This is a genomic window from Streptococcus sp. Marseille-Q6379, assembly GCF_965119505.1.
This window is the reverse complement of record NZ_CBCPLV010000002.1, coordinates 225483-251312: the sequence shown is the minus strand read 5'-3', so window position 1 is coordinate 251312 and position 25830 is coordinate 225483. Positions and strand designations below refer to the sequence as shown.

The 25830-nt window shown below is 38.4% G+C and carries 26 protein-coding genes and 1 pseudogene; 25 read left to right on the top strand and 2 right to left on the bottom strand.

Annotation, left to right across the window (positions count from 1 at the left end; all coding sequences use genetic code 11):
- Window positions 1-138: 138 nt before the first annotated feature.
- Window positions 139-852, top strand: coding sequence for a glucosaminidase domain-containing protein (locus ACWPVZ_RS07905; protein WP_454381768.1), 714 nt, complete (start codon window positions 139-141; stop codon window positions 850-852).
- Between the two features lie 93 nt (window positions 853-945).
- Here ACWPVZ_RS07905 and ACWPVZ_RS07900 read toward each other — a convergent pair whose 3' ends face one another.
- The gene (locus tag ACWPVZ_RS07900) at window positions 946-1854 is read right to left on the bottom strand and encodes a LysR family transcriptional regulator (RefSeq protein WP_004182422.1); all 909 of its coding nucleotides are present in this window, start codon (window positions 1852-1854) and stop codon (window positions 946-948) included.
- Window positions 1855-2061: 207 nt separating this feature from the next.
- Here ACWPVZ_RS07900 and glmS point away from each other — a divergent pair, with 207 nt between their 5' ends.
- The 10 genes and pseudogenes from glmS (at window position 2062) to ACWPVZ_RS07850 (ending at window position 10221) form a co-directional block, all read left to right on the top strand.
- Entirely contained in the window at window positions 2062-3870 is a 1809-nt protein-coding gene (gene glmS / locus ACWPVZ_RS07895; protein WP_060972995.1) for a glutamine--fructose-6-phosphate transaminase (isomerizing), read from the top strand.
- A gap of 117 nt (window positions 3871-3987) precedes the next feature.
- Window positions 3988-4320 (top strand): zinc ribbon domain-containing protein YjdM, encoded by a 333-nt coding sequence (locus ACWPVZ_RS07890; RefSeq protein ID WP_002891088.1) that lies wholly within the window; start codon window positions 3988-3990, stop codon window positions 4318-4320.
- 200 nt (window positions 4321-4520) lie between these two features.
- The gene (locus tag ACWPVZ_RS07885; RefSeq protein WP_014634576.1) at window positions 4521-5162 is read left to right on the top strand and encodes an amino acid ABC transporter permease; all 642 of its coding nucleotides are present in this window, start codon (window positions 4521-4523) and stop codon (window positions 5160-5162) included.
- Between the two features lie 8 nt (window positions 5163-5170).
- Entirely contained in the window at window positions 5171-5800 is a 630-nt protein-coding gene (locus ACWPVZ_RS07880) for an amino acid ABC transporter ATP-binding protein (protein WP_087009873.1), read from the top strand.
- Between the two features lie 12 nt (window positions 5801-5812).
- Window positions 5813-6664 carry an amino acid ABC transporter substrate-binding protein gene (locus tag ACWPVZ_RS07875; RefSeq protein WP_145516822.1) on the top strand — a complete coding sequence of 284 codons (852 nt, stop codon included), beginning with the start codon at window positions 5813-5815 and terminating at the stop codon, window positions 6662-6664.
- A 113-nt stretch (window positions 6665-6777) separates the two neighbouring features.
- Window positions 6778-8193 carry a Y-family DNA polymerase gene (locus ACWPVZ_RS07870; protein WP_454381767.1) on the top strand — a complete coding sequence of 472 codons (1416 nt, stop codon included), beginning with the start codon at window positions 6778-6780 and terminating at the stop codon, window positions 8191-8193.
- The gene (locus ACWPVZ_RS07865; RefSeq protein ID WP_048675615.1) at window positions 8190-8567 is read left to right on the top strand and encodes a hypothetical protein; all 378 of its coding nucleotides are present in this window, start codon (window positions 8190-8192) and stop codon (window positions 8565-8567) included. The genes ACWPVZ_RS07870 and ACWPVZ_RS07865 overlap by 4 nt, the downstream gene beginning before the upstream one ends.
- On the top strand, window positions 8545-8826 hold the full coding sequence (locus ACWPVZ_RS07860; RefSeq protein ID WP_037600001.1) for a DUF5960 family protein: 282 nt from the start codon (window positions 8545-8547) through the stop codon (window positions 8824-8826). Before ACWPVZ_RS07865 ends, ACWPVZ_RS07860 begins: the two co-directional genes overlap by 23 nt.
- Window positions 8827-8883: 57 nt before the next feature.
- A pseudogene (locus tag ACWPVZ_RS07855) lies at window positions 8884-9354 on the top strand (zinc-binding dehydrogenase); the annotation flags it as partial.
- 282 nt (window positions 9355-9636) lie between these two features.
- Entirely contained in the window at window positions 9637-10221 is a 585-nt protein-coding gene (locus ACWPVZ_RS07850; protein WP_073689976.1) for a GNAT family N-acetyltransferase, read from the top strand.
- A 289-nt stretch (window positions 10222-10510) separates the two neighbouring features.
- Here ACWPVZ_RS07850 and guaA read toward each other — a convergent pair whose 3' ends face one another.
- Window positions 10511-12073: a glutamine-hydrolyzing GMP synthase gene (guaA, locus tag ACWPVZ_RS07845; RefSeq protein WP_070577341.1), complete on the bottom strand. Its 1563-nt coding sequence runs from the start codon at window positions 12071-12073 to the stop codon at window positions 10511-10513.
- A gap of 168 nt (window positions 12074-12241) precedes the next feature.
- Here guaA and ACWPVZ_RS07840 point away from each other — a divergent pair, with 168 nt between their 5' ends.
- The 14 genes from ACWPVZ_RS07840 (at window position 12242) to ACWPVZ_RS07775 (ending at window position 25783) form a co-directional block, all read left to right on the top strand.
- Complete coding sequence (locus ACWPVZ_RS07840; RefSeq protein WP_454381763.1) at window positions 12242-12940, top strand: GntR family transcriptional regulator; 699 nt, start codon at window positions 12242-12244, stop codon at window positions 12938-12940.
- Between the two features lie 65 nt (window positions 12941-13005).
- Window positions 13006-13338, top strand: a complete 333-nt coding sequence (locus tag ACWPVZ_RS07835; protein ID WP_002883908.1) for a putative DNA-binding protein — start codon at window positions 13006-13008, stop codon at window positions 13336-13338.
- Window positions 13339-13370: 32 nt separating this feature from the next.
- A complete protein-coding gene (gene ffh / locus ACWPVZ_RS07830) occupies window positions 13371-14933 on the top strand; it encodes a signal recognition particle protein (RefSeq protein WP_037603167.1) in 1563 nt (520 codons plus the stop codon).
- Window positions 14934-15044: 111 nt separating this feature from the next.
- A complete protein-coding gene (locus ACWPVZ_RS07825) occupies window positions 15045-15572 on the top strand; it encodes an ECF transporter S component (protein ID WP_107373125.1) in 528 nt (175 codons plus the stop codon).
- A 22-nt stretch (window positions 15573-15594) separates the two neighbouring features.
- On the top strand, window positions 15595-16110 hold the full coding sequence (locus tag ACWPVZ_RS07820) for a 3H domain-containing protein (protein WP_454381760.1): 516 nt from the start codon (window positions 15595-15597) through the stop codon (window positions 16108-16110).
- 94 nt (window positions 16111-16204) lie between these two features.
- Window positions 16205-16894, top strand: a complete 690-nt coding sequence (locus ACWPVZ_RS07815) for an XRE family transcriptional regulator (RefSeq protein ID WP_064524338.1) — start codon at window positions 16205-16207, stop codon at window positions 16892-16894.
- Between the two features lie 128 nt (window positions 16895-17022).
- A complete protein-coding gene (gene ylqF / locus ACWPVZ_RS07810; protein ID WP_014634567.1) occupies window positions 17023-17877 on the top strand; it encodes a ribosome biogenesis GTPase YlqF in 855 nt (284 codons plus the stop codon).
- Window positions 17864-18631: a ribonuclease HII gene (locus ACWPVZ_RS07805; protein WP_454381758.1), complete on the top strand. Its 768-nt coding sequence runs from the start codon at window positions 17864-17866 to the stop codon at window positions 18629-18631. The genes ylqF and ACWPVZ_RS07805 overlap by 14 nt, the downstream gene beginning before the upstream one ends.
- A gap of 10 nt (window positions 18632-18641) precedes the next feature.
- Window positions 18642-19562 (top strand): ROK family protein, encoded by a 921-nt coding sequence (locus tag ACWPVZ_RS07800; RefSeq protein WP_454381756.1) that lies wholly within the window; start codon window positions 18642-18644, stop codon window positions 19560-19562.
- 68 nt (window positions 19563-19630) lie between these two features.
- Window positions 19631-20470, top strand: a complete 840-nt coding sequence (gene dprA / locus ACWPVZ_RS07795; RefSeq protein ID WP_454381754.1) for a DNA-processing protein DprA — start codon at window positions 19631-19633, stop codon at window positions 20468-20470.
- A 167-nt stretch (window positions 20471-20637) separates the two neighbouring features.
- Window positions 20638-22782: a type I DNA topoisomerase gene (gene topA / locus ACWPVZ_RS07790; protein WP_037599980.1), complete on the top strand. Its 2145-nt coding sequence runs from the start codon at window positions 20638-20640 to the stop codon at window positions 22780-22782.
- 114 nt (window positions 22783-22896) lie between these two features.
- On the top strand, window positions 22897-23721 hold the full coding sequence (locus ACWPVZ_RS07785) for a TraX family protein (protein ID WP_110981437.1): 825 nt from the start codon (window positions 22897-22899) through the stop codon (window positions 23719-23721).
- A gap of 35 nt (window positions 23722-23756) precedes the next feature.
- The gene (locus ACWPVZ_RS07780; protein ID WP_110981436.1) at window positions 23757-24416 is read left to right on the top strand and encodes a response regulator transcription factor; all 660 of its coding nucleotides are present in this window, start codon (window positions 23757-23759) and stop codon (window positions 24414-24416) included.
- Window positions 24407-25783 (top strand): sensor histidine kinase, encoded by a 1377-nt coding sequence (locus tag ACWPVZ_RS07775; protein WP_454381751.1) that lies wholly within the window; start codon window positions 24407-24409, stop codon window positions 25781-25783. Before ACWPVZ_RS07780 ends, ACWPVZ_RS07775 begins: the two co-directional genes overlap by 10 nt.
- Window positions 25784-25830: the final 47 nt, after the last annotated feature.

The window sequence follows — 25830 nt, the reverse complement described above, 5'->3', positions numbered from 1 at the left end:
TTATTATTTAGGATATGTAAAGGTGTTGTTAGGGATAGTTTTGAGGGGAAACTATCCCTATAACTTGCTAAGTGGTGTTATTTCTGATAGAATAGTATTAAAATATTATAATTGAAATTTTTATGAGGGAAGGGTTGTATGTATCGTCATTTAAAGAAGTATTTGATTTTTATTGTGGGAGCTTTTATTTGTTCATTATTTTTAGTCTTAGCTTTTACAACCGATAGAAAAAATGATAACAGTGTCAACGCTAAAGCTGAAGCTGCTTATAACCAAACGACTACTGCTTTTATAGGTAATATCGGTGAAACTGCGAGACAAATTGGTCAAGACTATAATATCTATGCTTCTGTTCTAATTGCTCAAGCTATTCTTGAATCGAATTCTGGGCAGTCAGGTCTGAGTCAAGCTCCTTATTACAACTTCTTTGGGATTAAGGGCTCTTATAATGGAAACTCCGTTACTATGCGTACTTGGGAAGATGACGGTACAGGAAAGACTTATGAGATTGATGAAGCCTTCCGTTCTTATGGAAGTCTGAGTGATTCCCTAGCAGATTATGCTGCTTTGATGACGTCATCTACTTATGCAGGTACTTGGAAATCAAATACAAGTAGTTATGCAGATGCCACTCAGGCACTGACAGGGACTTATGCTACAGATAGTCTTTACGCTTCTAAATTAAATAGCATTATTGCATACTATGGTTTGACTGCCTATGATCAAGCTCCAGTTACCCAAGCAACTGGTTCAACAAGTGGCCTTGTTTGGAACAGCTATAGAGGCTCATATACAGATGCTGATACCTTATCTATAGATGAAGCTTGGGCAAGCTATAAAAATTATAAATAATGATGAGAGTCGAAAGGCTCTTTTTTGTGCTTTGAATTGGATAGTTTTGGCGATAAAAAGTCCCCAACATTATGTGCTGGGGACTAACATCTATTAGTTGTCAAAAGTGACTTCTTTAACGAGGTTATCAAGGAATTTTTCTCCCATTTTAGAGAGGGTTGCCTTTTCATGCTTCAAGTAAACAATATCAATTTCATCATCAATACCAAGTGGGATAGAGACAATGTTATCACCATTCAAATTACTATTTAAAATACCTGTAGCAATGGTGTAACCATCCAAACCGATTAATAGGTTGAAGAGTGTCGCTCGGTCTGAAACCACGATAGACTTTTTATGGGGAATCTGAGAGAGAATCTCTTCAGAATAGTAGAAGGAATTATGAATCCCCTGATCATAGCTAAGGTATGGAAATTCTTCTAAATCTTCCAAAGAGACAACTTCATGCTTAGCCAATGGGTTTGACTTGCTGACAAAGATATGGGGTCTAGCTTTGAAGAGACTGGTATATGTGAGGCGGTTGTCATCAAACATCTTAGTCAAGACATCTCGATTATAGCTGTTAAGGAAGAGAACACCGATCTCTGAACGGAAGTTCTTAACGTCCTCAATGATTTCATAAGTACGTGTTTCGCGTAAGAAGAGCTCGTAACGTGTCATATCAGCTCTCTTGAGAAGTGAAACGAAGGCATTGACAACAAAAGCGTAGTGTTGAGAGGAAACACTAAACAATTCACGTGTTTCTGTGTGACTCTTGTAGCGTTCTTCCAAGAGATTCGTTTGTTCCACTACCTGACGTGCATAAGAGAGAAATTCAACTCCATCCTTGGTTAAAGTGATTCCCTTGGGGTTACGGATAAAGATATCAATTCCCATTTCTCTTTCCAAATCACGAACAGCATTTGAAAGACTTGGTTGCGTAATGAAAAGTTGTTTTGCAGCTTCATTCATTGAGCCGGTTTCGACGATTTTGATAATATAATGTAATTGTTGAATTCGCATAGCCTTATTATAGCATATTTTAAGGATTATTCCTTAGGATAAGAGGCGAGTAAAAGGTCTTTTTAGGACTATACCAATTTTTATGCTTGACAATGTCAAATATATCGAATATACTGTCCTCGTTAAGCTTTTTAAAGAGCTTATTGACTATACCAATTTTAAATGAAGGAGACATGACCTCTTTGATCTGAGGTTATTATTGAAAATATGTGTGGAATTGTTGGTGTTGTAGGTAACACAAATGCAACTGATATCTTGATTCAAGGACTTGAAAAGCTAGAATACCGTGGTTATGATTCGGCTGGTATCTTTGTAGCTGGCGAAGCATCTAGTCAATTGGTTAAGGCTGTTGGCCGTATTGCGGAACTTGCTGCTAAAACTGAAGGAGTAGAAGGTACTGCAGGTATCGGACATACTCGTTGGGCAACTCACGGTAAACCAACAGAGGATAATGCTCACCCACACCGCTCAGAAACAGAACGTTTTGTTTTGGTTCACAATGGTGTTATTGAAAACTATCTTGAAATTAAGGAAGAATACCTTTCTGGTCATCATTTCAAAGGTCAAACCGATACTGAAATTGCAGTTCACTTGATTGGAAAATTTGTTGAAGAAGATGGTTTGTCAACTCTTGAAGCATTCAAGAAAGCTCTTCACATTATCCGTGGATCATATGCCTTCGCTCTCATGGATTCTGAAGATGCCTCAACAATTTACGTGGCAAAAAACAAATCACCACTTTTGATTGGTCTTGGTGATGGCTATAACATGGTCTGCTCAGATGCCATGGCTATGATTCGCGAAACTAATCAATACATGGAAATTCACGATCAAGAGTTAGTTATCGTGAAAGCTGATAGTGTCGAAGTCCAAGATTATGATGGTACTGTTAAAGAACGTGATAGCTATACAGCTGAACTTGACCTTTCTGATATTGGTAAAGGCACATACCCTTACTACATGCTCAAAGAAATCGATGAGCAACCAACAGTGATGCGTAAGCTTATCCAAGCCTACACAGATGACAAGGGACAAGTGACTGTAGATGCTGATATTATCAAGGCTGTTCAAGAGGCTGATCGTATCTATATCCTTGCGGCAGGAACATCATATCATGCTGGTTTTGCTTCTAAGAAGATGCTTGAAGAATTAACAGATACACCAGTTGAACTTGGTATTTCTTCTGAATGGGGTTATGGTATGCCACTCCTTAGCAAGAAACCTCTCTTTGTCTTTATTAGTCAATCAGGTGAAACAGCAGATAGCCGTCAGGTTCTTGTTAAAGCTAACGAGTTGGGTATTCCAAGTTTGACAGTGACAAACGTTCCGGGATCTACCCTTTCTCGTGAAGCTGACCACACAATGCTTCTTCATGCTGGACCAGAAATTGCCGTAGCTTCTACTAAAGCTTACACCGCTCAGATTGCAGCTCTTGCCTTCTTGGCTAAAGCAGTCGGTGAAGCTAATGGTAATGAAAAAGCTAAAGCTTTCGACTTGGTACATGAATTGTCACTTGTAGCACAATCTATCGAATCAACACTCTCTGAAAAAGAAGTTATTGACGAGAAAGTAGCAGCTCTTCTTGCAGAAACACGTAACGCTTTCTATATTGGTCGTGGTCAAGATTACTATGTTGCTATGGAAGCCAGTCTTAAATTGAAAGAAATCTCATATATCCAATGTGAAGGTTTTGCAGCAGGTGAGTTGAAACACGGAACGATTGCTTTGATCGAAGATGGTACACCTGTTATTGCGCTCTTGTCTGACGCTGTTCTTGCTAGCCACACTCGTGGTAATATTCAAGAGGTAGCTGCTCGTGGTGCTAAAGTGTTGACTATTGCTGAGGAAAATGTTGCTAAAGAAGGTGATGACATCGTTCTTAATAATGTCCACCCTTACTTGTCACCAATTTCAATGGTTGTACCGACACAATTGATTGCTTATTTTGCGACACTCCATCGTGGACTCGACGTCGATAAACCACGTAACTTGGCTAAATCAGTTACTGTTGAATAAAAATACCAACATCTCTTACAATGTAAGGGATGTTGTTTGTTTTTATCCTTTTTACCCTTGCTTAATTGGGAAATCTAAAGTAGAATAGTATCTATATCACAATCTTAGGAGAGAATTATGTCATTACCAAATTGTCCAAAATGTAACTCAGAGTATGTTTATGAAGATGGAATCTTGCTTGTATGTCCTGAATGTGCCTATGAGTGGGATCCAAACGAAGTTGCAGAAGAAGAAGGACTTGTGGTTCTTGATAGCAATGGAACACGTCTTGCTGACGGTGATACTGTTACAGTTATTAAAGATTTGAAAGTGAAAGGTGCGCCAAAAGATATTAAACAAGGCACACGTGTTAAAAATATTCGTTTGGTTGAAGGTGACCATAACATTGATTGTAAGATTGATGGTTTTGGCGCTATGAAACTTAAATCTGAATTTGTTAAGAAAATCTAAAATAAGCTTTAGGGATGCTAGACTTAAGTATTGTTTGTTTCTCAGGACAGACTATTTAAGTCTCCCAGGAGTGTGATTATGAACTCATTTTGAAAATTGGGTCTAGTCACACTCCTTTTTACTATTTTCAAAATCTTATATCATTTTTTCAAAAAAATTGGTATAATATTCAATAATACTAAATAATTATAGGAGTTTATATGTCATACGTTTTGGAAGTATTACCAGCCCTTTTGAACGGTGCGGTAGTCACACTTCAAGTATTTTTCATTGTTATCGTACTGTCGATTCCATTAGGGATTGTACTTGCTTTCTTAATGCAGATTAAATTCAAACCTTTAAATTGGTTATTAACCCTTTACGTTTGGATTATGCGTGGAACGCCTCTCCTTTTACAATTGATCTTCGTTTATTACGTTCTTCCAAGTGTTGGGATTGTCTTCGATCGTCTACCAGCTGCTATTCTTGCTTTTACGCTTAATTATGCAGCTTATTTCGCAGAGATTTTCCGTGGAGGAATCTTGGCTATTCCGAAAGGACAATACGAAGCAGCAAAAATGCTTAAACTTAGTCCTTTCCAAACCATCCGCTACATTATCCTTCCTCAGGTAGTCAAGATTGTCTTGCCAAGTATCTTTAACGAGATTATTAACTTGGTTAAGGATTCATCATTGGTTTATGTTCTTGGGGTTGGAGACCTTCTTTTGGAAAGTCGTACCGCTGCGAACCGTGATGCGACCTTAGCACCGATGTTTGTGGCCGGAGCTATTTATCTTATCCTTGTGGGTGTTGTGACTGTGGCTTCGAAAAACATCGAAAAGAAATTCAACTATTATAAATAGGAGACCTTATGTTAGAATTAAAAAATATTTCCAAGCAATTTGGTCAACACAAAATTTTTGATAACTATAACCTAACTGTCGAAGAGGGAAAAATCTTAGCTATTGTTGGACCATCTGGTGGTGGTAAAACGACTCTCTTGCGTATGCTAGCAGGACTTGAAACCATTGATTCAGGACAAATTATTTATGAAAATGAAGAGATTCCTTTGGATCAGATGGAAAGTCGTAATTTGCTCGGTTTTGTCTTCCAAGATTTCCAACTGTTTCCACATTTAACAGTCTTAGACAATCTAACGCTTTCGCCAATTAAGACGATGGGAATGTCTAAGGAGGATGCTCAGAAAAAAGCTCAAACTCTGCTTGACCGTTTAGGCCTTGGAGCTCACGGAAATGCTTATCCTTACTCTCTTTCTGGGGGACAAAAACAACGTGTTGCATTTGCGCGTGCTATGATGATTGATCCGAAAATTGTCGGCTATGATGAACCAACATCAGCTCTTGACCCTGAGTTGCGTCAAGAAGTGGAGAAATTGATTTTGCAGAATCGTGAGACTGGGATTACGCAAATTGTTATCACTCACGATATGCAGTTTGCACAGCACATCGCCGATGAGATTGTCACTATCAATCCAAAATAGTGAGGATTTTCCATGAAAAAAATAGTAAAAACAGTTTTGCTTGGCTGTCTTGTCATTTTGCCTTTGTTTGCGCTATCAGCTTGTAGCTCGCGCTCACATTTTGCAACTCAGAAAGATCAGTGGCAAACCTATACCAAAGAAAAGAAAATCAAAATTGGTTTTGATGCGACCTTTGTTCCTATGGGATATGAGGAAAAGGATGGTAGCTATGTTGGTTTTGATATTGATCTTGCAACTGCAGTCTTTAAATTGTATGGTATCGATGTTGAATGGCAGGCTATTGACTGGGATATGAAAGAAACAGAACTGAAGAATGGGACAATTGACCTCATTTGGAATGGTTATTCGGTCACGGATGAGCGTAAGCAGTCTGCGGACTTCACGGAACCTTATATGGTCAATGAACAAGTACTGGTAACCAAAAAGTCTTCGGGAATTGATTCTGTTGCTGGAATGTCAGGTAAAACCTTAGGTGCCCAAGCAGGGTCTTCCGGTTATGATGCTTTCAATGCTTCTCCGAAGATTTTGAAGGATATCGTTGCCAACCAAAAAGCAGTCCAATATTCGACCTTTACTCAAGCCTTGATTGACCTTGATAGTGGACGTATTGACGGTCTATTGATTGACCGTGTGTATGCTAATTACTACTTAGAAAAATCAGGGGTTCTGGATCAGTATAATGTTATGCCTGCTGGTTATGAAGGTGAAAGCTTTGCTGTAGGTGCTCGTAAAGCAGATAAGACACTGATCAAAAAAATCAATCAAGGATTTAGAACCCTTTATAAAAAAGGAGAATTCCAAAAGATTTCTAACAAGTGGTTTGGCGAAGATGTTGCCACAGACCAAGTTAAAGGGAAAAAATAGAAGGATAACAACATTCTAGAAGGGATGTTGTTATTTTTTTATGGAAAATACTTGAAATATAAGAAGTTATAATTTATACTAGTGTTAGTTTATAAACTAACGAAAGGGCAAGCATGGGATATTTTGATTATTCAAGAGAACCGCAAAGTGATATTGCTTTTGTAGATATGAAATCTTTCTATGCAAGTGTGGAGTGTGTTGAACGTGGACTGCACCCTCTTAAGACCTCTCTATGTGTGATGAGTAGGGCTGAAAATGCGAATGGTTTGATACTAGCCTCTTCCCCTATATTTAAGCAAGTTTTTGGCAAGTCAAATGTTAGTCGTTCTTATGACTTACCTTTTGACATTCATTCTCGTAAGTTTCATTATTATAATGCCAAAAAGCAGGGACTTCCAACGGATAGAGATTTTGTAGATTACATCGAATCTTGGGCCAAGGTTACCTTTATCGTTCCTCCTAGAATGGATCTCTATATAAAAAAGAATATCCAGATTCAACACATTTTCCAGAATTATGCCAGTGTTGAAGATATTCTTCCCTATTCCATTGATGAGGGTTTCATTGATCTCACATCGTCACTGAATTACTTTATTCCCGATAGGACTGTTACTAGAAAAGATAAGTTAGATATGATTTCAGGGCGTATTCAAAGAGATATTTGGAGGGAGACAGGCATTTACTCGACAGTTGGAATGTCTAACAGCAATCCCTTATTGGCTAAGTTAGCTCTTGATAATGAGGCTAAACATACGGCTACTATGAGAGCCAACTGGTCCTATGAAGATGTCGAGAGTAAGGTTTGGAATATTCCCCATATGACTGATTTCTGGGGGATTGGTAAGCGGATGGAGAAGCGGCTAAACAAGTTGGGAATTTGCTCCATTCGAGAACTTGCTAATAGCAATCCTGATATTCTTAAAAAGGAGTTAGGTATTGTAGGTTTAGACCTCTTTTTTCATGCTAACGGTATTGATGAGAGTAATGTTCATAAACCTTATAAACCAAAGTCACATGGCTTAGGAAATTCTCAAATCTTACCACGAGACTATGAGCGTCAAGCTGATATTGAATTGATTCTAAGAGAGATGGCGGAGCAGGTAGCCATTAGGTTAAGACGAGCTCATAAGAAAGCTTGTCAAGTTTCCATTAGCATTGGATTTTCAAAGTTAGAGGGCAAGCGTTCGCTACAAGCACAGATGAAGATTGAACCTGCTAATAACACAAGGATATTAATAGGACATGTCATTGCACTCTTTAGGAAGAAATATCAAGGAGGGGCTGTTCGAAGTGTGAGTGTCTCTTATGCAAATTTTGTAGATGAAGGGTTTCAAATTCTTTCTTTATTTGATAATCCAGATGACATTGATAAAGAAGAAAGGCTTCAGTCAGCTATAGATAGTATTCGTCAGGAATTTGGCTTTACGACCATTCAAAAAGCGACTTCTTTACAGGGGGCATCTAGGAGTCTTGCTCGAAGTAAGCTTATTGGTGGACACTCGGCTGGGGGATTAGATGGCTTAAAATGATAGACCGTAGTTACCTTCCCTTTCAATCAGCTAGGGAACATAAAGATAGGGGAATGATGAAGTGGATGGGCTTTTTCTTGTCGGAACACACAAGTTCCCTACATGAAGATAAGACTAAAGAAAATCTTACGAGTCATTTGGATGATTTAGAGAAGTTTACTTTATTAAACCAGCTTTATTCAGGTCAATTATTGGGAAATTTCCAGATAAAGGATCAAGGTAGGTGCTGTAGATGTAGTGGCTATGTGGTTGACTTGGATTTTAATCAAGTTACTATAAAATCTTGCAAGCGACATAAATGTATTCTAACAAAGGATATATTAGAAATTAGTTTGGGGGTTGAAAACATAGATGAGGAAGAGAAAAATTTATGATGATAAACTTCAAATTGATTATTTTTCTGCTAGCTATTTAAAATTTGAAGAGGACTTTTATCGCTATTCTGCCATGGATATTCCCTTAACCTTTTTGACGGATGATATTATGAGGGAGATGGCCATCAGTCAAAAGAATTATTTTTTATTAAATAAAGAGAATGCCAGAGATGGACGCAATCATTATTTCCATTTTGAAGTCAGCCTACCGGATTCCAAGACACTTGTGAGACAGTATAGATATCTTGGGAATGATTGAAATATAGCTATATCAGCAGAAAAAATAGTACTTATCGAATTTGTATAGAGACTTTTCAAGAAAGTTTTCAATGCACGAGTAGTGGCTGTTGATATCAACCAAGATAAACTTGATTTGGCTAAAGAATCTGGTGCTGATTTAGTGGTGAACGGTAAAGAAGTTGAAGATGTAGCAGGCTATATCCAAGAAAAAACTGGCGGTACACACAGTGCTGTTGTAACAGCTGTTTCTAAGGTTGCTTTCAATCAGGCTATCGATAGTGTACGTGCTGGTGGAACAGTCGTTGCGGTTGGTCTCCCATCTGAATATATGGACCTCTCAATTGTCAAAACAGTTCTAGATGGTATCCGTGTTGTTGGATCTCTTGTAGGTACACGTAAAGACTTAGAAGAAGCCTTCGACTTTGGTGCACAAGGATTGGTAGTACCGGTTGTTGAAACTGTTCCTGTTGATACAGCGGTAGAAGTCTTTGATAAAATGGAAAAAGGTGAAATTCAAGGACGTAAAGTATTGGATTTCACTAAGTAAGCAAACATCTATCTATGCTATCCTGACTATGTGAAGAGTCGAGTGGTGTAGACTTGCACTGATACCAGAAAGTTAGACAAATAATTTAAGTGAAGGATTTAGTTCTCTACTATATAGGACTAGGTCCTTTAGTTTTACCTTAATTCGTCTGTTGTTGTAATAGGCTCTGACCTTAAAAAGATAGACAAAATTTTATTCATATGAAAAGTAGCAAAAAAGTTATATAATGATTTCGTAAATAAAGAGTTAAAGAATATTATCATTTATAACAAGGAGTATGAAATGGATTCTACCAACTTGGACTCGGAACTATTCATAGAGTTTAAATCACGTGGGAAACGATGCCAACTTTTTTATATATCGGATAGCCATAGTGAAGGGTTATATGAGACTGTTTCTACTGAACGAGAACGTCTTGCTAAGTGGCTTCCTTGGGTGGAAAATATGAAAAGTCTTGAAAATGAAAAAGCGTTTATAAAGTATGCACGTGAAAAAATGGAGCGCAATGAGTTATTTATGTTAACAATTTGCGTCAATCAGAAACCAGTAGGGATGATAGATATACATAATATTGATTTACAAAAACATCAAGCCGAAATTGGATATTGGATATCAGAAAAATATGAAAATCAAGGTTTTGTAAAACAGGGTTTAAAAAAATTAATAAAAATCATTCCATCCAAATTTAAAATTGATAAGCTTTTGATTTATATAGATGTTGATAATGTTAAAAGTAAGTTTATACCAATCAGTTTAGGTTTTAAAAAGGAAAGCGAAATCTCCCAATTCGAGTTCTATAATGGATTCTATCATGATTTTGAAATTTATGGACTAAATGTGAACGAAGGAAATATAGCAAATGATTAAAGTGAATTTTTTTACAAATAAATAATAATCAGAGAGCTTTGATTTTACCCCATTATCTAGGTATGATGTAAGAGTTAGTACTGAACAGCAGAAAAGGAAAAAATTTTCTGACCCCATATCATTGCTTATTGCTCTATTTTTGTAATTAAGATATAAAAAATACCCACCAGAAAGAAATTCTGGTGGGGTATTTGGTGGGGAACCAAATATAAGTAATTAGATTTTAGCGTTTTAAAACAATTTAAAATGCTGTTAAATCAATCAAGTCACTTTAAATTAGGTTTATATTTTATTCCCACTCTACTGTTGCAGGTGGTTTACTTGTAATATCGTAGACGATACGGTTAACGTGGTCAACTTCGTTAACGATTCGAACAGAAATCTTTTGAAGAACTTCCCATGGAAGTTTCGCAAAGTCAGCTGTCATACCGTCGATTGAAGTGATAGCACGGATAGCGATAGTGTAGTCGTAAGTACGGCCATCACCCATAACACCGACAGAACGAACGCCTGTGTTAACAGTGAAGTATTGCCATACATCACGATCAAGGCCGGCTTTGGCAATTTCTTCACGAAGGATAGCATCAGACTCACGAACGGTTTCAAGTTTCTCTTCAGTAATTTCACCCATAACACGGATGGCAAGTCCTGGTCCTGGGAAAGGTTGACGCCAAACGACTTCATCAGGCATTCCCATTTCAGTGCCAAGGGCACGAACTTCATCTTTAAAGAGGGTATTAAGTGGTTCAATCAATTCAAATTGCATGTCTTCTGGAAGACCACCAACGTTGTGGTGAGATTTGATTGTTTGAGCTGTCTCAGTACCTGATTCAATAATATCAGTGTAAAGTGTCCCTTGAGCTAGGAAGTCTACACCTTTAAGTTTGCTTGCTTCGTCATCAAAGACGTAAACAAACTCGTTACCAATGATTTTACGCTTTTTCTCAGGATCATCAACACCAGCCAAGAGGTCTAGGAAGCGTTTAGAAGCATCAACACGGATAATGTTAAGGCCAAATTTACCTCCGAGCATCTCCATAACTTGGTCACCTTCACCTTTACGGAGAAGACCGTGGTCAACGAAGATACATGTCAATTGATCTCCGATAGCTTTTTGCAAAAGGACACCAACAACAGATGAGTCAACCCCACCTGAGAGTCCAAGAAGGACTTTACGGTCACCAACTGTTTCACGGATTTGTGCAATTTGCATATCTACGAAGTTAGCCATTGACCAGTCACCTTTGGCACCACAGATACCAAAAGCAAAGTTTTTCAAGATATCATTACCATATACAGAGTGACGAACTTCTGGGTGGAATTGGATACCGTAGAAGTTTTTCTCAGTATTTTCCATTGCGGCGAATGGGCAATCTACTGAGTCACCAACAAGATGGAAACCTTCTGGAATTTCTGTAACTGCATCACCGTGGCTCATAAGAACAACTTGTTCTTCAGGAGTTCCTGCAAAGAGTTCTGATTGGGCACGAAGGCGAAGTGTTGATTGGCCATACTCACGGTTACCTGCTTCACCAGCTGGAACAACTTTACCACCAAGTTTGTGGGTCAAAAGTTGCATTCCGTAACAGATACCAAGAATTGGAATACCAAGTTCCAAAATCTCTTCGTCAATACCAAATGAATCTTCGGCATAAACAGAGTTAGGACCACCAGAAAGTACGATACCGATAGGATTGATGGCACGGACTTCATCAGCGGTAATTTTATGGCTCTTCAATTCAGAGAAAACACCAAATTCACGAATACGACGTGCAATCAGCTGATTGTATTGGCTACCATAGTCTAGAACAATGATTTTCTGCACATCATTCAAAGTAGAAATGTCAGTCATTATTACCCTTTCTTTTTACGTCACACATGGACTCTTTCTTATGCAATCATTGTATCACAAATTTATGGACTTAGCACCTAGATTTATACGAGAAACTGTAAGTATCATACTCATCTTTACAATTCTGTTACTTTTTTTGTAAAATAGGGGTACAGAAGGGGGGATTAGATGTTACCAGCGTATATTCGCATACATGATAAGATTAAGGAAGATGTTGATGATGGTACTTGGAAAATCAGGCAACGTCTCCCTAGCGAGCGAGATCTTTGCGAGACTTTTGATGTGAGTCGGATGACTGTGCGCCAGGCGATAACACTTTTAGTGGATGAGGGGATTTTAGAACGCAAACGAGGCAGTGGAACCTTTGTGGCTAGCAGTCGAGTTAAGGAAAAGATGCGTGGAACTACGAGTTTTACTGAGATTGTCAAATCCCAAGGCAAGAAACCATCTAGTGAGCTTATTTCTTATCAACGTGTACATCCAAATGAGTTTGAAATCAAGAATTTAGGTGTTTTACCGCAGTCCTATGTCATTCGTATGGAACGTGTTCGTTTTGCAGACGATCTACCAGTTGCCTATGAGATTGCCAGTATCCCTGAGAAAATTATCCGAGGTTTTAAGGAATCAGAAATTACCGAACACTTCTTCAAGACCTTAACTGATAATGGCTATGAAATAGGGAAAAGTCAGCAGACCATATCAGCAAGTTTGGCCAATAGTAGTTTAGCCAAGCACCTCAAGGTTAAGACTGGCGATGCTCTCTTGAGTCTGACACAAATTTCCTTCCTCCAAGACGGGCAGGCTTTCGAATATGTACGAAGTTACTATGTTGGCGACCGTTTTGAATTTTATTTGGAGAACAATTAACAGTCACGGCTTTTTTCTGCACAAGAATGGTGCTAACACCATGATTTTATGGTAAAATGGAGCTTATGGAAATTGAAAAAACCAATCGCATGAATGCCTTGTTTGAGTTCTATGCAGCCTTGTTAACGGATAAGCAGATGAACTATATTGAGCTATATTATGCGGATGATTATAGTTTGGCAGAAATTGCTGAGGAATTTGGTGTGAGTCGTCAGGCTGTATATGATAACATCAAGCGTACTGAGAAGATTTTAGAAGCTTACGAGATGAAACTACATATGTATTCAGATTACATCGTTCGTAGTCAAATTTTTGATGATATTATGGAAAAATACCCAGACGATAGCTATCTTCAGGAACAAATTGCTGTGCTCAGCAGTATCGATAATAGAGATTAGACCCAAGCAGAAAGTAAGAGAGGAAATGATATATGGCTTTTGAAAGCTTAACGGAACGCTTGCAAGGCGTTTTCAAAAATTTAAGACGTAAAGGAAAACTTTCAGAGAAAGAAGTTCAAGAAGTCACTAAAGAGATTCGTCTGGCACTTCTTGAAGCAGACGTAGCCCTACCAGTTGTTAAGACATTCATTAAACGTGTTCGTGAACGTGCTGTAGGTCACGAAATCATTGATACTCTTGATGCTTCGCAACAAATCATCAAGATTGTTAATGAAGAATTGACAGATATTCTTGGGTCTGAAACATCTGAAATTGAGAAATCTCCAAAGATTCCAACAATCATTATGATGGTTGGTCTTCAAGGGGCTGGTAAAACGACCTTTGCTGGTAAATTGGCTAATAAGCTGATTAAAGAACAAGAAGCCCGTCCGATGATGATTGCGGCGGATATCTATCGTCCAGCAGCCATTGACCAGTTGAAGACTTTGGGACAACAAATCAATGTTCCTGTTTTTGATATGGGTACAGAGACACCGGCGGTTGAGATTGTCAGAAATGGTTTGGAACAAGCGCGTGCCAATAAAAATGACTATGTCTTGATTGATACGGCTGGTCGTTTGCAGATTGACGAGACTCTCATGCAGGAGTTGCATGATATTAAAGATTTTGCTCATCCAAACGAAATTCTCTTGGTTGTAGATAGCATGATTGGTCAGGAAGCTGCTAACGTTGCCAAGGAGTTCAATGAACAACTAGATATCACAGGTGTCGTTCTTACTAAAATTGACGGTGACACACGTGGTGGTGCGGCTCTTTCTATTCGTGAGATTACTGGTAAGCCAATTAAATTCACAGGTACTGGTGAGAAAATCACAGATATTGAGACTTTCCACCCAGACCGAATGTCAAGCCGTATCTTAGGTATGGGTGACCTTCTTACCCTTATTGAAAAAGCTTCTCAAGAGTACGACGAGAAAAAATCTCTTGAGTTGGCTGAAAAGATGCGTGAAAACACCTTTGACTTCAATGACTTCATCGACCAATTAGACCAAGTGCAAAATATGGGTCCTATGGAGGATTTGCTTAAGATGTTGCCAGGTATGGCTAACAATCCAGCCTTGGCTAATGTTAAAGTAGACGAGAAACAGATTGCACGCAAGCGTGCCATTGTATCATCAATGACACCAGAAGAGCGTGAAAATCCAGATCTTTTGACACCAAGTCGTCGTCGCCGTATTGCAAATGGTTCAGGGAATACCTTTATTGAAGTAAACAAGTTTATTAAAGACTTCAACCAAGCCAAACAAATGATGCAAGGTGTTATGTCTGGTGATATGGAGCAAATGATGCGTCAAATGGGTCTTAACCCAAATAATCTGCCAAAAAACATGCCAAATATGCCTGATATGGGTAATATGGACATGTCTGCTCTTGAAGGCATGATGGGTGGCGCAGGTATGCCAGATCTTGGTAATATGGATCTAAGCCAAATGCTTGGTGGTGGTCTTAAAGGTAAGGTTGGTTCATTTGCCATGAAACATGCGATGAAGCGTCAAGCTAACAAGATGAAAAAAGCTAAGAAAAAACGTAAATAAGAAACTTAGAACGCTAGGGCACTTTGCTCTAGTGTTTTTTTCTGAAAATTATTGACTTATATAACTATACACTGTAATATACTAATGTATATACAGTAAAAGGAGTAAATAATGAAACCTAAAAAGAGAATTCAAGAAATGACCTTTGCAGCTTTATTAACTGCAATTGCTATCCTTATCCCAAGTATTATGCCAATTAAACTAATCATCCCACCGGCTTCGTATACTTTGGGGAGTCATGTTCCAATATTTCTAGCTATGTTTATATCGCCCTGGGTAGCAGCTTTTGTTATCTTAGCTTCTAGTTTGGGATACTTTATGGCGGGCTATCCGATTGTGGTTGTTTTTAGAGCCTTTTCTCATATTATATTTGGTTTTTTAGGCTCACTCTATTTGAAAAAATTTCCACAAACGATAGAAAATCATAAATCATCATTACTTTTCAACTTTGTTTTAGGACTTATCCATGCCTTAGGTGAAGTTCTTGCTTGCGTGATTTTTTATTCTGTAACTGGTGAGGATTTCCAAAAACTGTTCTATGTTCTTTTTGTTTTAGTTGGTTTTGGCACTATTATCCATAGTATGATAGACTATGTAATAGCATTAACGATTTTCAAAAGTATTCGAAAAATACGCTAGTTGAAAGAGGGAGGGTTTGTCTATGGCTTCAAATCGAAAAGAAGAATTATTGGCACTCTTAAAGGGAGCTAAAGAAGCAATGAATGGACAAAGTTTGGCGGAGCATTTTGGTGTGACACGTCAAATCATTGTTCAAGATATTGCCCTCTTACGTGCAGATGGTGCCCAGATTATTTCAACTAATAGGGGCTATATCTATAAAAGTAGCGATGACAATTGTTATATACGTAGACTGTTTAAGGTGAATCATACTGTGTCAGATATGGAAGATGAGCTTTTGGCTATTGTTGATAATGGAGGACGTATTCAAAATATCATGATAGATCATCCAGTTTACGGAGAAATTCAGACTTTGTTGAAATTGACTTGTCGTCGAGATGTTAGTCATTTTTTAGATCAATCATCTTCAAATGACTTTCGCCCCTTATCTGATTTAACAAATGGCGTTCATTACCATCTTGTCGAAGTAGATAGTGAACAGGATATGGCTTATATAGAAGAGGCACTAAACCATCTAGGATTTTTAGTTAAAGAATAATACAAAAGAGAATTGTAAAAGTAGTTAGTTTCACTTGAAGTTAACTGCTTTTTTTGATAAACTTATGTTAGTTTATTAACTTACGGAGGTAGCTATGTTTTCAGGACAACGACTTAAGGAAATTCGAGAAGCACAAGGAATGAGTCAGGCAGCAGTGGCTAAGCATCTAGGAATTTCTCGCTCCTCTTATTTTAACTGGGAAAATGGTAAGACGAAACCAAATCAAAAAAATCTATCGGTATTGGCCGAACTTTTTGGTGTAGCTGAGACCTATTTTCTTTCTGAGCATGAGATTGTAGAAGTCTACTTGGAATTAAATGAGGAAAATCGCCAAGAAGCTTTGCGACTCACTAAGGCTCTCCTAGAAGAGCAAGAAGCAGAAAAGCAAAAAGCACCTGTTGTTCCGCTTTACTCTTACAAAGTTTTCGAGCGTTTATCAGCCGGAACTGGTTACACTTACTTTGGTGATGGCAATTATGATGAAGTTTTCTATGATGAAGAATTGGATCATGATTTTGCATCATGGGTATTTGGAGACTCTATGGAACCTACCTACCTAAATGGTGAAGTAGTGCTAATCAAACAAACAGGTTTTGATTATGATGGAGCTGTTTATGCTGTAGACTGGGATGGTCAAACCTATATCAAAAAAGTTTATCGCGAGGAAGATGGGCTACGTTTAGTTTCTCTCAATAAACGTTATGGTGATAAGTTCGCACCCTATGACGAAGATCCTCGAATTATTGGTAAAATTGTCGGTAACTTTATGCCTGTTGAGGCTTAGTCAACTTTTATCGATTGGGCATCTTAAACTAAATCTGATATAATATAAGTAAAGTAAAGCCAAGTCTTTGGCTTTTTTTAAAGAGTTTAAATCATATTTTACTAAGAAAATAAAGAGGAGAGATAAACATGGCTACTATTCAATGGTTCCCTGGTCACATGTCCAAAGCCCGTCGACAAGTTCAGGAAAATCTTAAGCATGTTGATTTTGTAACAATTTTAGTGGATGCACGTTTGCCACTGTCAAGTCAAAATCCCATGCTAACTAAAATTGTTGGCGATAAACCAAAACTTTTAATTCTCAATAAGGCTGACCTTGCTGATAGTAATCGTACAAAAGAGTGGCGTAGCTATTTTGAGAGTCAAGGGATTAAAACCTTGGCCATCAATTCCAAGGAACAATCTACAGTTAAATTGGTGACAGATGCTGCTAAGAGTCTTATGGCTGACAAGATTCAACGACTACGTGAACGTGGTATTCAGAAAGAGACCTTGCGAACCATGATTATTGGGATTCCAAATGCAGGGAAATCTACCTTGATGAATCGTTTGGCTGGTAAAAAAATTGCCGTTGTAGGAAATAAACCTGGTGTGACAAAAGGTCAACAGTGGTTGAAGTCTAATAAGGACTTGGAAATTCTGGATACTCCTGGAATTTTGTGGCCTAAGTTTGAAGATGAATTGGTCGGCTTGAAGCTTGCTTTGACCGGAGCTATCAAGGACCAGCTTTTGCCAATGGATGAAGTTACGATTTTTGGCCTTAACTATTTTAAAACTTACTATCCTGAACGTTTAGAGGAACGCTTTAAAGGGATTGACCTTGAAGAAGAGGCACCAGAAATCATTATGGAAATGACTCGAAAACTTGGCTTCCGTGAAGATTATGACCGTTTCTATAATCTATTTGTCAAAGAAGTTCGTGATGGAAAACTAGGACGTTACACACTTGATATTGTTGGGGTCGATACTGATGGCGACAATTAAAGAAGTCAAAGAGCAATTGGCCACTTTGACAGACCTTGACGATCACCGATGGGCAAGTTTTGAGGAAGATAGTCGAGCTGGTGTACAGACTGCCATTAAGCAACGCCGTAAAGCTATACAAGCTGAGATTGCTGAGGAAGAACGCTTAGAGATGATGCTCAGTTATGAAAAATCGCTTTATGCTCAGGGAATTGAACTCATTGCAGGTGTTGATGAAGTTGGACGTGGTCCTTTAGCTGGCCCAGTTGTAGCTGCAGCGGTTATCTTACCAAAGCTTTGCAAAATAAAGGGTCTCAATGACAGTAAAAAGATTCCAAAATCTAAACATGAAGCTATCTATAAGCAGGTAATGGAGGAAGCAGTAGCTGTTGGGATTGGTATAAAGGACAATCATGTGATTGACGATGTCAATATTTATGAAGCAACCAAGCTTGCTATGGCTGAAGCTATTGAAAAATTGAGTCCCAAACCAGAACATTTGTTAATTGATGCCATGACTTTGGACTTGCCAATAGGACAAACATCAATCATAAAAGGGGATGCTAATTCTTTATCTATCGCAGCAGCTTCGATCGTAGCAAAGGTAACTCGGGATAAGATGATGGCTGATTATGATAAGGAGTTCCCTGGCTACGCCTTTGACCAAAATGCAGGCTATGGCACCAAAAATCATCTGTCTGGCATAGATAAATTTGGTGTTACACCAATTCATAGAAGAAGTTTCGAACCAATAAAGTCAATCATAAAAAAGTAAGTGAAGTGGCGTGATTTTAGCTATTGATATTGGAGGGACCTTTATCAAGTTTGGGTTAGTTGATGATGATTTTAGAATTAGCAACCAATCTAAAGTGCCGACACCATCGTCCCTAGATAATTTCTGGATAACTTTAGAGAGTATTATTTCATCATTTAAGAATGGTATTTCTGGTATTGCCATTGCATGCCCGGGCGAAATTAATAGTAAACGAGGTTTTGTTTTCAAGGGTGGTCTTATTCCTTATTTGACAGCCATTCCTCTGGGGACACGCTTGTCAAAAACATTTCAACTGCCTGTAAAGGTTTTCAATGATGCTGATGCGGCAGCTTTGGCTGAAGCAAGATATGGTAGCTTACAGGATTTGGATTGTGGTGCTGCCTTGGTTTTAGGTACCGGTGTTGGCTTAGGCATTGTCTCACAGGGGGATTTGTTAACTCCTCTGTCGGTTACCCGATATTTGCGTTCTCCAAGTCCCCAAAGCAAGAGTCAAACCTCTCTACCTTTCCAGTGGGAATTATTTATGCATGGCTTAGTAAGCCTTGTCGATAATAAGGGGTCTGCAGTAGGCTTTGTTCATGAAGCCAGTCAATTACTTGGATTGATTCAAGATGATGGTCCAGCCGTATTCTCAGCTATAGGGGAAAATCAATCGGAAGATCTAAATCTTTTATTTAAAGACTATTGTTATGAAATTGCCGTTCTTGTGCTAAATTTGCAGAGCTTCTTCAGGTTGGAGAAAGTTGTTATCGGTGGAGGTATCAGCAGCCAAAATGCTTTGATAGAAGGTATTGTTAATGCTTATGAAGAGTTATTTAATGAAAAGCCAGAATTAGGTTTTGAGCCGATAACAATTCAAGCTTGTCATTTCCATAACGACAGTAACCTCTTAGGAGCGGCATCATATTTTACTTCTGAAAATGCCTTATAATTAACAAAAGTTCCATGAAGGGGCTTTTTTTCTATTTCTCTTGCGAATAATGAAATGGAGGTAGTTACATGAATAACTTTGAACTTTTTAAACTAAAAGCAGCTGGATTGACAAATTTAAATATTCTTAATATTTTAGACTATCAAAAAAATCAAGATAAAAAACTGAGCTTACGTGATATGGCAGTGGTATCTAAGTCTAAAAATGCCGTTCTCTTTATGGAAAAATACAAGAATTTAGATATTAAGCAGCTTAAGGAAGAATTTCAACGTTTTCCGACCTTATCAATTTTTGATAAGGAGTATCCCATTGAGCTGAAGCATAGCTATAATCCACCTGTCCTCCTCTTTTATCAAGGGAATATTGATTTGCTAAGTAAACCAAAGCTAGCTGTTGTTGGGGCAAGAAAGTGCTCCGAAATAGGCAAACAGTCTGTTCGAAAAATTGTTAGTGAACTTGGGAATCACTTTACTATTGTGAGTGGTTTGGCGCGTGGGATTGATACTTGTGCACATATGGAGGCCTTGAAAAATAAAGGAAACACCATTGCAGTTATCGGGACAGGACTTGATGTTTATTATCCAAAAGAAAATAAAGCTTTGCAGGACTATATGTCCAAAAATCATTTAGTTCTTTCAGAATATGGACCGGGTGAACAGCCACTTAAATACCATTTCCCTGAACGAAATCGGATAATTTCTGGATTGTGTCAAGGAGTTATGGTGGTTGAAGCTAAGCTTCGCTCGGGAAGTCTTATTACTTGTGAGCGTGCCATGGAAGAAGGTAGAGATGTTTTTGCTATTCCAGGAAATATTTTAGATGGAAAGTCAGACGGATGCCATCACTTAATTCAAGAGGGCGCAAAGTGCATCATGACAGGGTTTGACATCCTTTCAGAGTTTTCTTGAAAATCAAAGTTCTCCTATAGGGAAAAAGTTTTTTATTGACAGTTAAAGAAAAGGACGGTATTATGTTAGTTGCTCGGTCCAAGATGTTACATTTTTTAATGTCTTGTGACTAGATTTTAGACAGATTAGTGGCGCAGCCAGTTTATAACATTATAAGGAAATAGTCTATGGCGACAGCAACGACAACAAAAACAAAAACTAAAGCAACAAAGAAAACAACGGCTAAAAAGACGACTAAAAAGAGGGCGACACCAAAGAAAAATTTGGTTATCGTGGAGTCTCCTGCCAAAGCAAAAACCATTGAAAAGTATCTTGGGCGCAATTATAAAGTTGTAGCCTCTGTTGGGCATATCCGTGATTTGAAAAAATCAAGTATGTCTATTGATTTTGAAAACAACTACGAACCTCAGTACATTAATATTCGTGGTAAAGGACCTCTTATCAATGAATTGAAGAAAGAGGCTAAAAAAGCCAAGCAAGTCTTTCTCGCAAGTGACCCGGACCGTGAAGGGGAAGCCATTTCATGGCATCTGTCACATATTCTTGGATTAGAGCCAGAGGAAAAAAATCGTGTCGTCTTTAACGAAATTACTAAAGACGCGGTGAAGAATGCCTTTGTGGAGCCACGCGCCATTGACATGGACTTGGTAGATGCGCAGCAAGCTCGTCGTGTCTTGGACCGTATTGTGGGTTACTCAATCTCTCCACTTCTTTGGAAGAAGGTTAAGAAAGGTCTTTCTGCAGGTCGGGTGCAATCGGTAGCTCTTAAGCTTATTATAGACCGTGAGAATGAAATCAAGGCTTTTAAACCAGAAGAATATTGGACTATTGATGGTGCCTTTAAGAAGGGGGCTAAGAAGTTTCAAGCTAGCTTCTATGGCTTGGATGGTAAAAAGCTTAAGCTCAACAATAATGACGATGTTCAAGCTGTTCTTTCTCGTATCACAAGTGACGACTTCAACGTAGATAAGGTAGAGAAAAAAGAACGCCGTCGTAATGCACCATTGCCATATACTACCTCCTCTCTCCAACAGGATGCTGCCAATAAGATTAACTTCCGTACACGTAAGACCATGATGGTTGCCCAACAGTTGTACGAAGGGATTAATCTGGGGTCAGGAGCTCAAGGTTTGATTACCTATATGCGTACGGACTCTACACGTATCAGTCCGGTGGCACAAAACCAGGCTGCTGAGTTTATTACAGAACGCTTTGGTTCTAAGTATTCTAAGCATGGTAGTAAGGTGAAAAATAGCTCAGCGGCGCAAGATGCCCACGAGGCTATTCGTCCTTCAAATGTTTTCCAAACACCAGAAAGCATTGCCAAGTATTTGGATAAGGATCAGCTCAAGCTCTATACCCTTATTTGGAATCGTTTTGTGGCCAGTCAAATGACAGCTGCTGTATTTGATACGATGAAGGTGACCTTGTCTCAAAACGGAGTCATTTTCACAGCAAATGGTAGCCAAATCAAGTTTGACGGTTATATGGCCGTTTACAACGACTCTGATAAAAACAAAATGCTTCCTGATATGGCTGAAGGTGATACGGTTAAAAAGGTTGTGACAACGCCTGAACAACACTTCACGCAACCTCCTGCACGCTATTCTGAAGCGACACTGATTAAGACACTGGAAGAAAATGGTGTCGGTCGTCCGTCAACTTATGCGCCAACGCTTGATGTTATCCAACGTCGCTACTATGTCAAATTGGTGGCTAAACGTTTTGAACCAACAGAACTTGGTGAAATCGTTAATAGCTTAATCGTCGAATTTTTCCCTGACATCGTGGATGTTAAATTCACCGCTGAAATGGAGGGTAAACTTGATAAGGTTGAAATTGGTAAGGAACAATGGCAGAAGGTAATTGATGAATTCTTCAAACCTTTCCAAAAAGAATTGGAAAAAGCTGAAGAAGGTATTGAAAAAATCCAAATTAAGGATGAGCCTGCTGGTTTTGATTGTGACCTCTGTGGTCACCCAATGGTCATCAAACTTGGTCGCTACGGTAAGTTCTACGCATGTAGTAATTTCCCAGACTGTCATAACACCAAGGCCATTACAAAAGAAATTGGCGTTACTTGTCCAACCTGTGGTCAAGGTCAGGTCATCGAACGTAAGACAAAACGTAATCGTGTCTTTTATGGTTGTGATCGCTATCCTGACTGTGAATTTACGTCGTGGGATATTCCTGTTGGACGTAACTGTCCTAAATCAGGCGATTACCTCGTCGAGAAGAAAGTACGTGGTGGTGGCAAACAAGTCATCTGTAGTAACGAAGAGTGTGACTACAAAGAATCTGTTGTTAAATAAAGACATAGCTATCTCAAGTTAAGACTTGGGATAGTTTTTTGTATTTTATCCAAAAAACTGATACTTTCCTTAAATTTGTTTTTTATACTGAGAATGAAAGAAAGGAGAGTTATTATGAAACGTTTAAGTCTATCAGGTTTCCAACTCAAATATATAGCTCTAATTACTATGGTATTCGACCATATTCAATATTTTTTTGAATATACAGGAAAAATACCCATTTGGTTTACTATGATTGGGAGATTAGCGGCCCCCATATTTCTATTTGCTGTGATTGAAGGTTTCGTCCATACACACAATCGAAAAAAATACTTCCTAAGGATTTATGCTTTAGCTATTTTAATGGGATTGATTCAGTTTGGATTTTATAATTTTTTACATCCTCTTGTAAGGCCAGATGGTTTCTTTCCACAAAATATGATGTTGTCATCATTCGTTATCTTGCTCGTAGCTCTTCAAGGTATCGCTTGGATTCAAGAAAAGAAATACCTTAAAGGGATACTAACTTTACTTTTTCCAATATTACTCCCATTGCTAATGGTGCCTTTTTATCTGCTAAGTGTGAACAAACCTATGTTAGGTTTTCTACTAAATTTACTCAATTTCACAGTGTTGCCAGTTCATACATTTATCAGCGATGGAGGAACGTGGTTACTTTTGACTGGTATCGCTATGTATCTTTGTCACAAGAATCTTAAGAAAGAAGTACTTGCTTTTGTGACTGTTAGTCTTGTTTGGGTACTAATTACGATTGTTTTAAGTAAGCTATCTATTCATGATCTAATGTTTAAATACATTGAATGGATGGAAATATTTGCAGCTCCTTTAATGCTTTGTTATAACGGTCAAAGAGGTAAAGGGTCAAAATATTTGTTCTATGTCTTTTACCCAACACATATTTATCTACTCTACGCCTTGTCAGTTCTCTTCTATAGATGATATGATAAGGGTAACTTTGTACGAAAGGAAAGGTTATGGCTCAGATACTTGTTGTTGATGATCAGGAAGATATTGTTCAATTGGTTGTTAAGGCTTTAGAGCTCCAAAATCATAAGGTGACGGGCCTTACAAGTGTTTTGGATTTAGATAAGAACTCGCTGCCACGGTTTGACTTGATTTTACTGGATATCATGATGCCTGATGTTGATGGTCTCCAGTTTTGTCCTGAGATTCGTGATCAGGTGGATTGTCCTATACTCTTTATTACAGCCAAAACGCAAGAGGCTGATATTGTTCAAGGCTTGACTTATGGTGCTGATGATTATATTTGCAAGCCATTTGGGGTTAAAGAACTTCAAGCGCGTGTGGCTGCACACTTGAGACGTGAACATCGTGAGCGCCACCATAAGCTATTAATTGGAAATATTCAGTTTGATTTGTCTGCTCAGGAGCTTTATGTTGAGAATCAGTTGTTAGATTTGACTAAGTCAGAATATGGTATTTGTCAGTTTCTGGCTGAAAATAAGGGCCAAGTCTTTTCCAAAGAACAAATCTACACGCATTTGTACGGCTATGAGGATAAAGGGAGTCCGACAGCAGTGGCTGAACATATTAAAAATATCCGTGCAAAGCTCAAAGATTTTGGGCAAAATCCTATTGAAACAGTCTGGGGGATTGGTTACAAGTGGCACTAATTAAAAAACGAGAGCACTCTCTAAGAACAATCTTGTTATCTTATGTCGTCAGCCTGACGGTCCTCTCGGCAATCAGTAGCCTACTTATTTTGTCTTTGTTCAGCTTGTCTTATCGTTTTGGCGTTGTGATTCCAGCAAATCAGGTAGAAAGTGATTTGTCTGCTGTCAGGAATGATATTGAAACTTCTAAGGTCTTTAATCCAGATGTCTTGCCCGATGGTACTCGCTATGTCTTTTTGACTAGAGATTTTAAGCTTAAGAAGTCTAACATGCCAGTTAACTTGCAAGAAGAATCCTTACTAAATTACCAATTCAAGAATGCTCACGGTGGGATATACGGCTATTTTCAGTCTTTTGAACGGTCAGATGGTATAGTCATTGTCAACTATCAATTATCACCTAGGTATCATAATGCGTGGATGAATCAGCATTTTCCCAATGCTGATCTATTGATGATTGGCTCAATGTTTGCATTCATTCTCCTAATATTTATTATTTTAACTTTTTACTATGCAAATAAATTAAGCCAGCAGCTTAAACCTATATTAAAAGTTACTGAAAAAATTTCCCAACAAGATTTGGATTTTAAAACCTCTCAGTCTACAATTAAGGAATTCAATCAGGTTTTAAGTGGCTTGGATCACATGAGGGTTGCGCTCCGTGAATCTTTGATGGAAAATTGGAAGGCAGAGCAAGATAAGCAAAATCAGATTTCTGCCCTAACACATGACTTAAAGACACCACTGACAGTTGCTCGTGGGAATGCAGACCTCTTAGCCATGACGCCCTTGGATGCGGAACAGATGGACTTATTAGAGCATTTTCAAAAGGGGATTACACAGGTTGATGCTTATGTTAAAGAGTTGTCCGAACTCAACAAAACGAGTTTGACGAAAACCTTGACACTTGAAGACATTTCGGTTAGGGAATTTGTTGAAGACATTTACGATCAAACCTTGTCACTAGGTCAAATCAAACAAATCAATGTAGCATTTGACAAGAAAGAAATTGAGAAAGAAATCATAGGCCATTGGGACAGGTCCTTGTTGAATCGAGCTTTTATGAATATCGTTTCGAATGCCGTAGAGCATACACCCAGTGGCAGTCAGTTGCTCCTGACCGCTAGGGTAGAAGAAGATGAATTCAAATTTATCTGCCTTGATTCTGGTCCTGGATTTTCCCTTGAATCTCTCGAAAAGGCTACTCAGCTCTTTTATCAAGAGGATAAAAGCAGACAGAGTCGCAATCATAGTGGTCTTGGTCTGACTATTGCCAATGATATTATTCGCTTACACCATGGTAGTCTTGCTCTTTCGAATGACGATAGCACGGGTGGTGCTAAAGTGACGATCATTTTACCCCTTTAAATACAGATGACTCCTAGTCGCCAGATGAGGAGTTTTTTGCTATACTA

Coding starts and splice junctions, on each gene's coding strand:
- ACWPVZ_RS07905 (WP_454381768.1), top strand. CDS start 139: ATGTATCGTCATTTAAAGAAGTATTTGATTTTTATTGTGGGAGCTTTT.
- ACWPVZ_RS07900 (WP_004182422.1), bottom strand. CDS start 1,854: ATGCGAATTCAACAATTACATTATATTATCAAAATCGTCGAAACCGGC.
- glmS (WP_060972995.1), top strand. CDS start 2,062: ATGTGTGGAATTGTTGGTGTTGTAGGTAACACAAATGCAACTGATATC.
- ACWPVZ_RS07890 (WP_002891088.1), top strand. CDS start 3,988: ATGTCATTACCAAATTGTCCAAAATGTAACTCAGAGTATGTTTATGAA.
- ACWPVZ_RS07885 (WP_014634576.1), top strand. CDS start 4,521: ATGTCATACGTTTTGGAAGTATTACCAGCCCTTTTGAACGGTGCGGTA.
- ACWPVZ_RS07880 (WP_087009873.1), top strand. CDS start 5,171: ATGTTAGAATTAAAAAATATTTCCAAGCAATTTGGTCAACACAAAATT.
- ACWPVZ_RS07875 (WP_145516822.1), top strand. CDS start 5,813: ATGAAAAAAATAGTAAAAACAGTTTTGCTTGGCTGTCTTGTCATTTTG.
- ACWPVZ_RS07870 (WP_454381767.1), top strand. CDS start 6,778: ATGGGATATTTTGATTATTCAAGAGAACCGCAAAGTGATATTGCTTTT.
- ACWPVZ_RS07865 (WP_048675615.1), top strand. CDS start 8,190: ATGATAGACCGTAGTTACCTTCCCTTTCAATCAGCTAGGGAACATAAA.
- ACWPVZ_RS07860 (WP_037600001.1), top strand. CDS start 8,545: ATGAGGAAGAGAAAAATTTATGATGATAAACTTCAAATTGATTATTTT.
- ACWPVZ_RS07850 (WP_073689976.1), top strand. CDS start 9,637: ATGGATTCTACCAACTTGGACTCGGAACTATTCATAGAGTTTAAATCA.
- guaA (WP_070577341.1), bottom strand. CDS start 12,073: ATGACTGACATTTCTACTTTGAATGATGTGCAGAAAATCATTGTTCTA.
- ACWPVZ_RS07840 (WP_454381763.1), top strand. CDS start 12,242: ATGTTACCAGCGTATATTCGCATACATGATAAGATTAAGGAAGATGTT.
- ACWPVZ_RS07835 (WP_002883908.1), top strand. CDS start 13,006: ATGGAAATTGAAAAAACCAATCGCATGAATGCCTTGTTTGAGTTCTAT.
- ffh (WP_037603167.1), top strand. CDS start 13,371: ATGGCTTTTGAAAGCTTAACGGAACGCTTGCAAGGCGTTTTCAAAAAT.
- ACWPVZ_RS07825 (WP_107373125.1), top strand. CDS start 15,045: ATGAAACCTAAAAAGAGAATTCAAGAAATGACCTTTGCAGCTTTATTA.
- ACWPVZ_RS07820 (WP_454381760.1), top strand. CDS start 15,595: ATGGCTTCAAATCGAAAAGAAGAATTATTGGCACTCTTAAAGGGAGCT.
- ACWPVZ_RS07815 (WP_064524338.1), top strand. CDS start 16,205: ATGTTTTCAGGACAACGACTTAAGGAAATTCGAGAAGCACAAGGAATG.
- ylqF (WP_014634567.1), top strand. CDS start 17,023: ATGGCTACTATTCAATGGTTCCCTGGTCACATGTCCAAAGCCCGTCGA.
- ACWPVZ_RS07805 (WP_454381758.1), top strand. CDS start 17,864: ATGGCGACAATTAAAGAAGTCAAAGAGCAATTGGCCACTTTGACAGAC.
- dprA (WP_454381754.1), top strand. CDS start 19,631: ATGAATAACTTTGAACTTTTTAAACTAAAAGCAGCTGGATTGACAAAT.
- topA (WP_037599980.1), top strand. CDS start 20,638: ATGGCGACAGCAACGACAACAAAAACAAAAACTAAAGCAACAAAGAAA.
- ACWPVZ_RS07785 (WP_110981437.1), top strand. CDS start 22,897: ATGAAACGTTTAAGTCTATCAGGTTTCCAACTCAAATATATAGCTCTA.
- ACWPVZ_RS07780 (WP_110981436.1), top strand. CDS start 23,757: ATGGCTCAGATACTTGTTGTTGATGATCAGGAAGATATTGTTCAATTG.